Origin of the sequence: uncultured Psychrobacter sp., assembly GCF_947500265.1 — a bacterium.
Taxonomy (GTDB): Bacteria; Pseudomonadota; Gammaproteobacteria; order Pseudomonadales; family Moraxellaceae; genus Psychrobacter.
Genome location: NZ_CANMRN010000003.1, coordinates 462290 through 476158 on the forward strand (window position 1 = coordinate 462290; position 13869 = coordinate 476158).

Genomic DNA, 13869 nt, shown 5'->3' on the forward strand with positions numbered 1-13869 from the left:
TCACTATCGGCTAGATGAGTCCGTACAGCATCAGCTTTCTTCGTGTGCATCTGAGTCTGCCACCGATGTCTCGTGAGCAATAATAGGTGCCAGTACAAATAATGGCTGCTCGGGTTTCACTGTAGTACCAATCTCAATTTCAATACTCACGACCTGCATCGCAACGGGTGAGACAATTGGTATCTCAATTTTCATGGCTTCTATGATTGCTAAGGTCTGCCCCTCATCGACTACATCACCTACCGCGCAAGAAATCTTCCATACACTGCCCATCATATGAGCTTTGACGACTATCCCGCCCTCAGGTACAGAAACTTCTGATGATACTTCTACCGCATCAATATCTTCGCCCACATACTGATCAAGACCTTGCTGCTTCCAGCGTTGTCGTTCAGCATCAAAGTTGGCTTGCTGCTGATCTTTAAATGTCTGAATACTGTCTTTATTTTCACTCAACATCTCGTAATACTCAGCGAGGTTTAACACACTATCCTCAACCTCAATCGAGAGCTCACCTGCCTTAAAGGCTGTTCGCATCGATAACAGTTCGTCTTCACTGACTTCATAAAAACGAATTTGATCAAAGAATCGTAGCAGCCATGGTTTTTCGGCTTCAAAGCTAGGATGCGAGCGGTAGCGGTTCCAGATTTGTAGCGTCCTACCAACGAACTGATAACCACCTGGGCCTTCCATACCGTAGATACACATATAAGCGCCACCGATACCGACCGCGTTCTCTGGCGTCCATGTTCTAGCAGGATTGTATTTGGTCGTGACCAAGCGGTGTCTGGGATCGAGCGGTGTGGCAACAGGCGCACCCAAATAGACATCACCAAGCCCCATGACCAAGTAGCTGGCATCATAGACAATATCTTTGACCGCTTGGGCAGAGGCCAAGCCATTGATACGTCTGATGAATTCTATGTTGTCAGGGCACCAAGGTGCGTCAGGATAGACAAGCTGCTGATACTTCTCAGTTGCTAGCTTAGTCTGAGAGTCAGCCCAAGCCATTGGTAAATGAACAATTCTGGACGGCACTTGCATATTCTTAATATCGGGCAGCGCGCTTTCTGCTTGTTTGAGAATTGCCAGCAGTGCTGCCTGTGGCAATTTTAATGAATGGTAATGCACTAATAGTGAGCGAATACCTGGCGTCATATCGATAATGGCATCGATATGCTGTGCTTGTAGCCACTCCATCAATGCCTGAACGCGGAAGCGCAATTGCAAATCAAGCACTTGCTCACCGTACTCAATCAGTATATAGCTGTCTCCAGCAGGGCGATATATCACTTTTGGTTGGTCATTATGGATGGGTAAAGTGTCTAGTATGGCTGTCTGCAATGTTGCGTTTTCTGTATGAATAGGTAAATCATAATCCACCAAATCACAGTGATCAGCCCGTAGCATATCATCGTAACGCTGATGTAATTGTGCGGCTTGATCGTAGCTGACAGGGACAAACTGCACTCGATCACCTGCTTTGAGCTGTCCCATTTTCCAGCGCTCACCTGCGACGATGACGCTCAAACACACAAAGCCACCGAGGCTTGGCCCATCAGGTCCTAGAATGATCGGCATGTCGCCTGTGAAGTCAATCGCACCAACAGCATAGGCATTGTCATGGATATTTGATGGGTGTAGTCCTGCCTCGCCGCCGTCTTCACGCGCCCATTCAGGTTTGGGTCCGACCAGACGGATACCAGTACGGCTAGAGTTGTGATGCACCTCCCATTCATGCTCAAAGAACTGCGTCACATCAGCATCCGTAAAGAAATCTGGCGCGCCATGTGGTCCATACATGACCGCGATTTGCCATAGTCCATTAAACGTTGGTTGCTGTGAAGCAGGTAAGGCTTTAGTATCAATAGACGTATCGCACTGTACAACGGGTAGCATGTCGCCGATAAGTAAGTTACGACCAGCATGACCACCAAACTGACCTAAACTAAAGGTCGCTTGGCTACCCAAATATTCAGGTACATTTATACCGCCTTTGATAGCGATATAGCTTCGGCAGCCTGAGGTGATATTGCCACAAATAAGTTTTTGGCCTTTGCGCACAGGAATGGTTTGCCACATCGGCTGCTCTACACCATCCAAGGTACAGGCCATGTTACCGCCAGTAATAGCAATCTGACTGTCGCAATGGAACAATAAGGTTGGTCCAGTAACCACACACTCAAGACCTGCGGTATTAAATGGGTTGCCCAATAGTTGATTACCCGTATTGAGACTCAGACCATCTATCGCACCTGATGGAGGTACGCCCACATCCCAGTAGCCTTCTCGGCCGAGTACATCTTGCACCGCCGTCTGTACACCCGACTGCAACACTTCAATTTTTTGACTGAGCCATGTAAAAGTGTTCAAAAACCTTGTAGTCTGCTCGCCTTGATAAAATATCTCTGAGGCCACTATCTGCTGCAAATACTCAAGATTGGTTTCAAGACCTGCCATACGTGACACGGCCAAACTTTGGCTCATTTTCTCCAGTGCTTGCTTGCGGTCAGGTGCCCTGACGATAATTTTTGCTAGCATCGGGTCATAAAAGGCTGATATCTCACTACCCGTTTCTATCCAAGTCTCGACACGAGCGGCTGGGTCAAAATAGGCATCCGTTAAAATCCCCGTGCTTGGCTGAAAGCTTTTGACAGGGTCTTCAGCGTACAGACGCACCTGAATTGAATGTCCTGATGCATGCAATGGTAACTCTGGTAACACGAACTCTCCTGCAGCCAACTCAATCATCCAGCGTACTAAATCCACGTGATAGATTTCTTCTGTGACACCATGCTCAACTTGCAAGCGTGTGTTGACTTCCAAGAAATAGAAGTCTTGCGTCGACACATCCATCACAAATTCGACAGTACCAGCAGAGCGATAGTTGACTTGTTGCATCAACTTAGTTGCCACCGCTTGTAGGTTTTGTCTTTGTGTATCTGATAGTAAAGGCGCTGGTGTTTCTTCAATCACTTTTTGATTACGACGCTGGATAGAACAGTCACGCTCTCCTAAAGTGATGATATTACCTACCCCGTCACCAAACACTTGCACTTCGATATGGCGAGCATGCTCTACAAACTTTTCGAGATATAGCCCAGCATCACTGAAGTTGCTTTGTGCCAAATGATGCACAGACTCATAAGCATCCTTTAGTTCGACCTCATTCCACACCAGACGCATGCCGATACCACCGCCGCCTGCAGTGCTTTTTAGCATGACAGGGTAACCAATACGCTCGGCCTCACATAATGCTTCGTCCACATCTTGTAGCAGTTCGCTACCGGGTAACAATGGCACTTGGCTGTCAATGGCGAGCTTACGAGCCGTATGCTTAAGTCCAAAGCTCAGCAGCTGCTCAGAGGTTGGCCCAACAAAAGCGATTCCAGCATCACTGCAGCGATCACAGAATGCCGCGTTTTCTGATAAAAACCCATAACCAGGATGGATCGCTTCTGCGCCTGAATCAATCGCTGCTTGCAATACTTTATCCATATTTAGATAGCTATCACTGGCAGACCCAGAGCCAATGTTGATGGCTTCATCAGCCTGACTGACATGTAGTGAGCCCCTATCCACATCAGTATAGACAACGACTGAGCCGACACCCATTTGCTTTAAGGTACGTATAATTCGGCAAGCAATAGCACCGCGATTGGCAATCAATACTTTTTTAAACATCACAACTTCCTCAGCATTCTCATTAATAGGCAGTATCGTCTTGTTCGAAAATCGCTTACTTACTCATAAATCACCAGCTCAATAGGCGTGGGGTTATAACCGTTGCAGGGATTGTTGAGCTGAGGACAGTTCGATATCAGGACAATCATGTCCATTTGTGCAGTGATATCGACGTATTTGCCAGGGGCTGAGATGCCATCATCAAACGCCAAACTACCATCAGGCGTAATAGGCACGTTCATAAAGAAATTGATATTTGGTCCGACATGACGTAGGTTCAGATCATATTTTTGAGCAACTGAATGCGTTGCTAGGGTATGCATAAAGTTGTTTCGGCAACTATGCATGGGATAAGTATCATGAGCGTAACGCACAGTGTTGCTCTCACATGAGCATGCACCGCCCAACGTATCATGACGACCGCAGGTGTCATCTGTGATAGTGGCAATGACTTGACCTCTATTAGTGAAGAGCTGACTGCCCATCTCTAAAAACAGCTTTCTATTTCGTGCCAACGTATCTGTGGCACTATAACGTTCTGCAGTATCTGCGCAGCTTATAAACAAGGTATCGACTGCCTGATTGCCTTCAGTATCTATAATGCGCAACGTCTGGTTTTTCTTGACCTCTGCCATCCATCCCTCTCCAGCGGCACACGTTTCACGCAGCTTAATTTGCTTGAGATCCATTGACTCTAAAGTTGTTGGCGCTGGATTTTGAATAGCTTGATCTTTATTTTTAGTATCATTGTTAGTTGTCATGAGTCTGCTCTCTTAGTTGATATGACTGGTTGTAAACGTTATAGGCATAAATGTTATGTGAATGAGCCTATAAAATCGTTTTACCAGTCAAAAGTTAGAAATTGATAAGCACTTAATAGCTTCTTTCGCCTATCGAACACTGGCGTTCGTATAGTCGCCAAAATAGCGTGCATTATTCTCAAACCCGCGTTGGTTTTGCGAGCAAGAGTCACGGCAAATATCAAACTCTGCTGTTGGCACTATAGGCGCTGCCTGCTGAATGGTTAGCTCAATATCAGCTGAATCATAGATGTCTGATGGATCAAGTGGGTGCGGGGCGTTACAGATGAATACTAAGCAATTCATCTCAAACCGTAGGGCGATAGATTGGTTGGTGTTGTCAGCAGCGATATAGGACAGCTGTCCTTGTAGATCGGGGGTGACTTTGGAGAATAAATTGACCGTTGCCGTAAGGTCGCGCTCATTTAGCGCAAACTTCGACATCTCTGTTAGTAGTCCGTCAAGACCGTTTTGATAGCGCTCGTTACGAGCATCTTGGAAGGTTTTTTTGCCATATTGTGAGCTGATCATAGCAGCGGTGCTAGGGCCACAAATGGTATCGTTCCAGCCATGGTCATCGCTAATAATAGAAGCCAGCACTCGGCCCATATCGGAGTAGAGTACGTGACCTTCAGATAGGTATAAGGTGTGTTGTGCTTTTAGACTATCTGGCATGTTGAAGCGTTCAAGCTTCTCATCAGCATTGACCACATATAGGCTAGCATTGGCATTGGCTGCCAGTGATTTGAGCGTTAGTACAGTATTTTTATTGAGTCGACCACACCAATGATGGCCACCTGGTAGAGGCATGGTAAAACGATCTGAATACGAACTATCGGAAGTAATGATTGAAACGGATGACATAAAAAACTCCACAGTTATGAGCTTAAGTGAACAGTGTCACTTAGAGTCTCCCGGGCTTTTATCCCTCCGTGTAGTTCTTTCGAACCGCCATCTCTCGGACCAGTCATATAGTGTTAAAACGTAATCTACTACTATATCGGAACCCTAGACGGCATTTTTTTAGCTCTTAGATTAATAATATACGGTAGTTAACCGTGTACTATTAACCGTGCAAACGGTATGCCAGCCATCCTCTATCACTATCGACTTGTCTTTTAATTTTCGCACAAAGTAAAATTAGTGTACTAAAAAATTCGCGATATCTATCCTATTTCTACAAAATAAATAGGCTCCTAGGCACGCTTATAGCTTGATATATATGGATTGGTTCAATAGTAATGAGTTTAATATTATTTCAAAAGTAAATATCTAACATGTTTTGTGGCAGTACTTAAAACGAAATATAGACTGATTCATATACAGATTAAAAAACGCACTATAGTAGAGCATTGTGCACCATAATAATAAACACCGCTCCATTCTGAACCGTTTTAAAAGTACGTTAATATTTAACTTTATCTTTCATAACTTAAATACTAAAAATCAAAAAAGCATTGGCTCAATGTGAACCAATGCCTTTAACGTATATTGAAAATTGCTGATATTGAATGATAAAAAGAGCACTGGCTCGTATTGAACCAATGCTCTCATATTACACCTATGTATTATCAATGGCTAATTCATAAATGGCTGACCCATAAATGAACATCGCGCATAGGTGTCATCGTCAGATTAGTAGCGAGTTACTAGTGCTATTGGTTGATCTTCACCCATGATGTCTTGTGACATAAATACAGCTTCGCCGCCATTATGAATGACGTGTTCGATGATTTCACCGATTGCATCATCTGTGATGCCTTCCGTAGTAGCATCATTGGCAGGGCTTAACGTTTGTGCCTTTTCATCAATCTTAGCGGATTGTATATAGCCACGGCGTACATAAAGCGTCTCGCCAGCCCCTTGGAAGGCGCTGCGATATACTTCCTGCAAATCCGTCTGCAACATATTCGCACCGCGAGCTTTATCAATTTCACCCAATGCAGCTTTGTGCAGTGAGGTACGATACTCTTCTACGGCTTCTTGCACACTATCTACGATATGCTGAGCACTACCGTCTTCTAGATTGGTCGCATTCGATACTGTAGCGATGATATTATCTGGACGATCACAGACTTCTTTATAATAGCCAATATTTTTTGCATCACCAACTATAACAAGAGGCATTTTATGCTCGCCCCAGAGTTCTTGGACGCTTTTATCAACTTGGTTAAAGAATTCTTTTAAGTGACTACTCTCGTTATTTGATGAGCGATCTGAGCCACCGTCACCTGTTGTGTATAGTCCGTTGTTTTCGACAGGGAACTGAATGTTCTCCATGTTGTTTTGTGCATCGTCATCTTTATCGAATTCTCTCACAACGCGGTCATTAGATGCTTCAATCAAACGCGCATTATCACGAGTTAAGACCACAGTATAATAATGAACCGCACTTGCCATATCACGGACCAAGTCACGCGTAGCAAACCTATCTGAGATCACAACGCGTTCCGTTGTATCAATTGGCATACGGATGACTTGCACATCATCTGTACTAGCAAATATAGCTAACGTATCGAGATTATAATTGTGATTAAGCTCACTAATCTTATTTTGAATATTATCTAGAATGGTAGTCGCTGTGCGTTTATCGTACTCTTTTGTCAGACGATCTTCGGCAACCTTTAATTGGTTTTTTAGAGCGATAGGATCTTGCTCATTAGCTGGATGTTCACGATGCGTTTTAACAAAGATACTTACTGCAGGGTTAGCTTTAGTTTCACGTAAACTTTTAAGAGTCGCTTTCATATATTGCTCCTTGTTTTACTATCGTTCATTTTTAACTTTATGTATCTCTTCACTCATGTACTTTTATAAGTGTAGAAATTTCTATCCGTGTTTTTCTTGCATCTCATTGATGCATAATATTTAAATTCCATTATCTTGATGCTAACAGCTATACCCCACTCCCTGTAGGGTTAATTTGCAATCAAATGATAGCGCTTTGTAAGTAGAGCACTCTATATTGTTAAAGAACTGCCTTAGCGAGCATAACTATATATTCAGATAATTATCTTGAGAAGTGGAATCTAAGTATCAGAATTTCGATATTTACTTTCAGATTGCTAGCACTGCTTTACTCACTTGAATCGTATAAAAGTGATTAGGTTGTATTTTTACCAAATGAACCCATCTTTTATATAATCTATATATAAAATAAGAACACACTGTATATTTCAATAGTAGCCAGATTTAGCTCATTCTCATTTTGATTAATAATAATTCATTTATATCGGATACCTATATGATACCTTCTCCTTTAGATTTACGCCTTGTCGATTTTTCCGACACTGCGCCACATACATTACAGAGCCAAGTGATTGACGCCATTGATGCTGCCAATGCTTTTTTAGATACTTTAACCGTGATAGAAAGCGACAGTGCTGGAAAAATAAGCGCTGAAAAAATAAGCGCTGAACAAGCTTTGGCAGATGTGATGAGATTTGATCATATTAATTTGGCATTGGATCGTAGCTGGGGTATTTTGTCGCATCTTAATAGTGTGATGAGCAACGATGAGATTCGTCATGTTCACCATGAACTGTTACCAAAGCTATCTGCTTACGGTACGCGAGTGGGACAGCATCAGCCGTTGTTTAATCGCTATCAAGCTATTGTCAATGACATAGATTTCTTTGCTACGTTAGAGCCTGCTCGTGCACGTGCAATCGAACTGGCATTACGTAGCTTTGAGTTATCAGGCGTTGCATTACCTCAAGCTGAGCAAGAAAAGTTTGCCGCTATCCAAAGCGAGTTATCTACCTTGTCTGCAACCTTTTCAGACAATATCTTGGATGCAACGCAAGCATTTGCCCTGCCTTTAGAAGACTCCCAATTAAAGGGCTTAACAGAGAGCGGTTTGGCACTATTGGCAGATGCAGGCGAGCAATACAAAGCGCGTGAGCTTGCTAGCGGTGCTCTTAGCCAAGCCGATATAGATGCACTTCCTACTCCTTACTATGTGGCCAGTTTAAATATTCCTGTATATCTAGCGATCATGACTCATGCGGACGATCGTAGCCTACGTGAGACGCTTTATCGTGCTTACGTTACGCGTGCCTCTGAGTTTGATAAACATATCAATGCAAAAGGCACCTCATTAAATAACGCTGACAATATGAGTCAAATCCTCTCATTACGTGAGCAAAAAGCCAAGCTACTTGGTTTTGCAAATTATGCTGAAGTATCGCTATCGACTAAGATGGCAGACAGTGTCTTAGAAGTAGAGACATTCTTACGTGACTTAGCAACGCAAGCAACCCCTGCTGCCAAAGCAGATTTGGCACAGCTACAGAAATACGCTAGTGATTATGGCATTGATGAATTGCAACCGTGGGATAGCGCTTACATCGCTGAAAAGGTAAAACAAAATGAGTTCAGCTTATCACAAGAGGAAATTCGTCCATATTTCCCATTACCTAAAGTGATTAATGGCTTGTTCACTATCGTTGAGCGTCTATACGGTATCAAAGTACAAGAGCAAGGTCATAAAGATGCAGAAAGTGACTCAGTCTCTCGCTGGCATGACGATGTGAGTTTTTATCAGTTATTCGATGCTGATGATCGCTTGCTTGGTGGCTTCTACTTTGACTTATTTGCACGTAGTGGTAAGCGTGGCGGTGCATGGATGAGTGGTTTTCAATCTCGCTATAGCTATGAAGAACAGAACCATCAGCAGCTGCCCGTCTGCTTTATGGTTGGTAATTTCACGCCGGCACTTGATGGCAAACCTAGTTTATTGACCCATGATGAAGTATTAACCTTATTCCACGAGTTTGGTCATGGCTTGCATCATTTATTGACTCAAGTCACGGTCGGTGATGTCGCTGGTGTCAATGGCGTTGAATGGGATGCGGTCGAGCTTCCTAGTCAGTTTATGGAAAACTGGGCTTGGGACGCTGAAGGTATTGCCCTTATCAGTAGTCACGTTGAGACTGGTGAGCCATTACCTAAAGACAAATTGGATGCACTATTAGCAGTCAAAAATTTTCAAAGCGGCATGCAAACACTGCGTCAGATTGAGTTTGCCCTATTTGACCTACTAATTCATGCTCATACGCCAGCGCTTAATTACGATGGTATTTTAGAGACGCTCAATACTGTTCGTCATGATATATCCGTTATACAAACACCTGACTATAACCGCTTTGCTAATGGTTTTAGTCATATCTTCGCGGGTGGCTATGCTGCAGGTTATTACTCGTATAAATGGGCGGAACTGCTATCAGCGGATGCGTTTAGTAAGTTTGAAGAAGACGGTATTTTCAACCCAGCGACAGGCAAAGCGTTCCGTGATTCCATCTTATCTGTTGGCGGCAGTTTCCCAGCCAAGACCAACTTTGAAAACTTCCGCGGTCGTAGCGCCAGTATTGATGCCTTGCTACGTCATAATGGTTTCACTGATGCTAAAAATATCGATGCGGCAAATACTCAAACGACGCGCGAGGTCATTTAAATGCGTTATCAGTCATCTAGTCCTAAGCGCCGATTTTTAGCAGGGGTACGTTGTCCGAAATGTCAGGAGATGGACGCTGTGGTGCAAGTTAATATCGTGACTCCTGCCCCAGATGAGTATATTGAATGTACTCAGTGCGGACACACAGAGCACCGCCCCGATCCTGATGCCATTAGCGCCAAGAACCATTTAGAAGATCAAATGGCACGTGATGCGATGGCAACTGGCACCAGCGGTACTGTAAAATTCAAGCCTTAGCTATCTAGCACTTACACTTGAAACTAGATTAAATACTTTATTATTTAATGGTCTATTAAGCCTATCTATCAATAGATAGGCTTTTTATTTTGAGTTTGCTATAGTATGGCTACTTATATTCTTGACATGAATCGATCACAATATGAAACCAGACAACATCCGGCCTTCATCAACTCACACCTCTAAGAAAAAACAGACTAAATCACGTCAGAAAATTTTGGCAATACTTACCTCAGTATTGCTACTTATCGTCATTGTCTACCTTATCGTAGGAAGGTCTGGCACTCAGTCCACACTCCCTGATGACGCTACTTCAGCACCAACAACTGAGCAAACGCCGACAGAGTCAACAACAGACAATATATCTGATATACCAGATGATTCTGTGATTGACGACGGTGTGCTCATGGATGAAAACTCTGGAGAAGTAAATAATGACAGTAACGCGATACCAAATCCTACTGCTATATTAGATGCGCCTCTACCAGAAAATGACAGCTTGGCGAAAGAAGAGATTGATCGTTTAGAAGATGAACGTCAGCGACTGGCCGAACAAGAAAAGTTAGCAGCTGAACAAGTGGCTATGAATAAGCAATTGACTGATATGAAGGCAGAACAAATTGCGCTACTTGAACAACAAATTGCTCAGTTAGAAGCAAACGACTCTAATAAAGCGACGGTTCAATAACCGTATAGTTGATTTGGTTATAGAGAGGCTTACGATGGCGATTTTGCAACTCACACATGCCTCTATTTTAAATAGTAATGCACAGTTGCTTGTTTTACCTGTCAATAATGCTGGTGTCGTTTTAGATCCTGTACTCACACGAGCGAAAACTCTCTTTCCTGATAATTATAGTCGCTATCATCGTGCGTGCCGCGATGGTAGTCTGAATGTTGGTAGCTGCTTAATTAATAAGCGTACACGTGAGCAAGTCGGACTTGGTATCAGTAGTAACGGTAACCAGCCAAACTATATTGCCAACCTCGTGATATCAAACCATCCTTACCATCCAGCGCGCACACGTTGGCTGACTACTGCCTTGATTGATTTGCAACAGCAAATAATGCCGCTTATACGTTACCAAGGCATACGCAGAGTTGCATTGCTTGCACGGCCACTTATCTCAGGCAAACCACGTGATATCGTATCCAATGAAAGCACTACAGTAGATACCCTGCCTTTAGACTGGCATGCTGATACGTTGCCATTACTAACTGAATACTTACAAGACCTACCAAAACTTCGTATCGATATACACCTGCCTAAAAGTATTGATTTATAAATGGCCTTTTAGCTAGCCAGTCATCATCTTTTAGGACACATAAAAAAACCGCCTTGAATACTCATGACGAGTATTTCAAAGCGGTTTTTTATTACTTAAACCACATCAGATATTGAGTATTAGTTCTGCTCAACACCTTTCATAGTCAGTTTGATACGACCACGGTTGTCAACGTCTTGTACGAGTACTTTAACGATTTGACCTTCTTTTAGATAGTCTGATACATTCTCTACGCGCTCTTCTGCAATTTGTGAAATATGTACTAGGCCATCCGTGTTTGGCAAGACATTTACAAATGCACCGAAGTCGACGATACGAGCAACGGTACCTTCATAAGTTTTACCAACTTCAACTTCAGCAGTTAGTGCTTCGATTTTACCGATAGCTGCCTTGGTCGCTGCTTTGTTTTCACCAAAGATACGGATAGTACCAGCATCATCAATATCGATAACCGCGCCAGTTTCTTCCGTTAGCTGACGGATAGTTGCGCCGCCTTTACCGATAACGTCACGAATCTTGTCTGGGTTGATTTCGATAACCGCGTAGTTTGGTGCATGAGCATTGATTTCAGTACGGCTCTCAGGCAATACTTGGTTCATTGCTTCTAGGATATGGATACGACCTGCATGAGCTTGTTTAAGCGCTTGTTCCATGATGTCAGGGGTAATACCTTCGATTTTGATATCCATCTGTAACGCAGTGATACCATTTTTAGAACCGGCTACTTTAAAGTCCATATCACCTAGATGATCTTCATCACCCAAGATGTCTGATAATACAGCAAAACGATCGCCTTCTTTAACCAGACCCATCGCGATACCAGCCACTGGTGCTTTTAATGGTACGCCTGCGTCCATCAATGCCAAGCTTGCGCCACAAACAGAAGCCATAGAAGATGAACCGTTAGATTCAGTGATTTCCGATACCACACGAATCACATACGGGAAACGCTCGCTATCTGGCAACATCGCTTGTACACCGCGGCGTGCTAGACGACCATGGCCGATTTCACGACGTTTTGGAATACCTTCACGGCCCGTTTCACCAACTGAGAAATGCGGGAAGTTGTAATGCAGCATGAAATGGTCACGAATCGTGCCACCTAGTGAGTCAATCATGTTGACGTCACGGCTGTTACCAAGTGTGGTAGTAACCAATGCCTGCGTCTCACCACGTGTGAACAGTGCTGAACCATGCGTATATGGCAATACACCAACTTGTACGTCAAGCGCACGAACTGTCTCAGGGTCACGACCATCGATACGCGGCTTACCTGACAAGATGTTGTCACGAACGGTACGATATTTAAGGTCGTTATAGATTTCTTTAAGCTCAGATACAGTATCAGCATAAGTTTCTGACTCAGCATCACCAGCAAGTGCATCAATAATTGATTGCTTAATTTCATCAAGCTTAGTGTAACGTGCTTGCTTATCAGTAATGGTATAAGCGTCAGCAACTTGTTCGCCGAACTGCTCTTTCATGCCGCTAGTAAGGGCTTGGTCACGCTCAGGAGCAGAGTATTGCTGCTTAGCAGTACCGATTTCTTCAGCCATTGACGCAATGTTATCAATAACAATTTGTTGTTGCTGATGGCCGTACAATACTGCACCTAACATTTGGTCTTCTGACAGCTCTGCCGCTTCAGATTCAACCATCAATACCGCAGACTTAGTACCAGCCACAACTAAATCTAGGTCACTGGTTTCAAGCTGCTCAGACGTTGGGTTTAGAACGTATTCACCGTTAATGAAACCAACACGAGCGGCAGCAACAGGACCATTAAATGGTGCATCAGAAATAGCCAATGCTGCTGAAGCACCGATTAGTGCAGCGATATCTGCAGACTGAGTTTTATCTGATGATACAACTGTTGCGGTGATTTGGATTTCGTTTACGTAGCCTTCTGGGAATAGCGGACGAATCGGACGGTCAATCAAGCGTGAAGTTAAGGTTTCAAATTCGCTCGCACGGCCTTCACGTTTGCCGTAAGCACCTGGGATTTTACCCGCTGCATACATTTTTTCTTGATAATTAACCGTTAGCGGAAAGAAGTTTTGACCTTCTTTAGCTTCTGATTTCACGACTGCTGCAACTAATACTGTTACGCCGCCCATGTGTACTAAAATAGAGTTTGCTTGACGGGCAATACGGCCTGTCTCGATAACAACCTGCTGGTTGCCATACTGAAATTCACGCTTAATGGTGTTGAACATTGTCATATAATCTTCCTAATGTTGACTGACAAAACTGATATCAGCGTCAAAAAAAGCTGATATCTGTCATTAAAATTCTGTGTATATGGCTATCAGTTGACATGTTTTCTATTAAAAATCATCGCAACCAATGCCAATAACGTTACTTGGTTATCTCATATATTTGTCTG

Annotated in this window: 9 protein-coding genes and 1 riboswitch; of the genes, 4 read left to right on the forward strand and 5 right to left on the reverse strand. The window is 43.5% G+C overall.

What is annotated here, in order from left to right:
• Window positions 1-30: 30 nt before the first annotated feature.
• From uca to Q0788_RS06875, 4 genes are all read right to left on the reverse strand, one after another.
• The gene (uca, locus tag Q0788_RS06860; protein WP_298808960.1) at window positions 31-3684 is read right to left on the reverse strand and encodes an urea carboxylase; all 3654 of its coding nucleotides are present in this window, start codon (window positions 3682-3684) and stop codon (window positions 31-33) included.
• 59 nt (window positions 3685-3743) lie between these two features.
• Window positions 3744-4373, reverse strand: coding sequence for an urea amidolyase associated protein UAAP2 (locus Q0788_RS06865; RefSeq protein WP_298809048.1), 630 nt, complete (start codon window positions 4371-4373; stop codon window positions 3744-3746).
• Between the two features lie 201 nt (window positions 4374-4574).
• Complete coding sequence (locus tag Q0788_RS06870; RefSeq protein WP_298808963.1) at window positions 4575-5348, reverse strand: urea amidolyase associated protein UAAP1; 774 nt, start codon at window positions 5346-5348, stop codon at window positions 4575-4577.
• A 45-nt stretch (window positions 5349-5393) separates the two neighbouring features.
• Window positions 5394-5507, reverse strand: a riboswitch (guanidine-I (ykkC/yxkD leader).
• A gap of 612 nt (window positions 5508-6119) precedes the next feature.
• Window positions 6120-7232 (reverse strand): hypothetical protein, encoded by a 1113-nt coding sequence (locus Q0788_RS06875; protein ID WP_298808965.1) that lies wholly within the window; start codon window positions 7230-7232, stop codon window positions 6120-6122.
• 496 nt (window positions 7233-7728) lie between these two features.
• Between Q0788_RS06875 and Q0788_RS06880 the strand changes: the two genes are divergently transcribed.
• The 4 genes from Q0788_RS06880 to Q0788_RS06895 all read left to right on the forward strand — a co-directional run bounded on the left by Q0788_RS06880 (window position 7729) and on the right by Q0788_RS06895 (window position 11483).
• Window positions 7729-9939: a M3 family metallopeptidase gene (locus Q0788_RS06880; protein WP_298808970.1), complete on the forward strand. Its 2211-nt coding sequence runs from the start codon at window positions 7729-7731 to the stop codon at window positions 9937-9939.
• Window positions 9940-10197, forward strand: coding sequence for a YheV family putative metal-binding protein (locus Q0788_RS06885; protein WP_134292263.1), 258 nt, complete (start codon window positions 9940-9942; stop codon window positions 10195-10197).
• Window positions 10198-10339: 142 nt separating this feature from the next.
• The gene (locus Q0788_RS06890) at window positions 10340-10885 is read left to right on the forward strand and encodes a hypothetical protein (RefSeq protein WP_298808974.1); all 546 of its coding nucleotides are present in this window, start codon (window positions 10340-10342) and stop codon (window positions 10883-10885) included.
• Window positions 10886-10919: 34 nt separating this feature from the next.
• Window positions 10920-11483, forward strand: coding sequence for a hypothetical protein (locus tag Q0788_RS06895; RefSeq protein ID WP_298808976.1), 564 nt, complete (start codon window positions 10920-10922; stop codon window positions 11481-11483).
• A gap of 119 nt (window positions 11484-11602) precedes the next feature.
• Here the strand turns inward: Q0788_RS06895 and pnp are convergent, their stop codons facing one another.
• A complete protein-coding gene (gene pnp, locus Q0788_RS06900) occupies window positions 11603-13705 on the reverse strand; it encodes a polyribonucleotide nucleotidyltransferase (RefSeq protein ID WP_298808977.1) in 2103 nt (700 codons plus the stop codon).
• Window positions 13706-13869 lie beyond the last annotated feature (164 nt).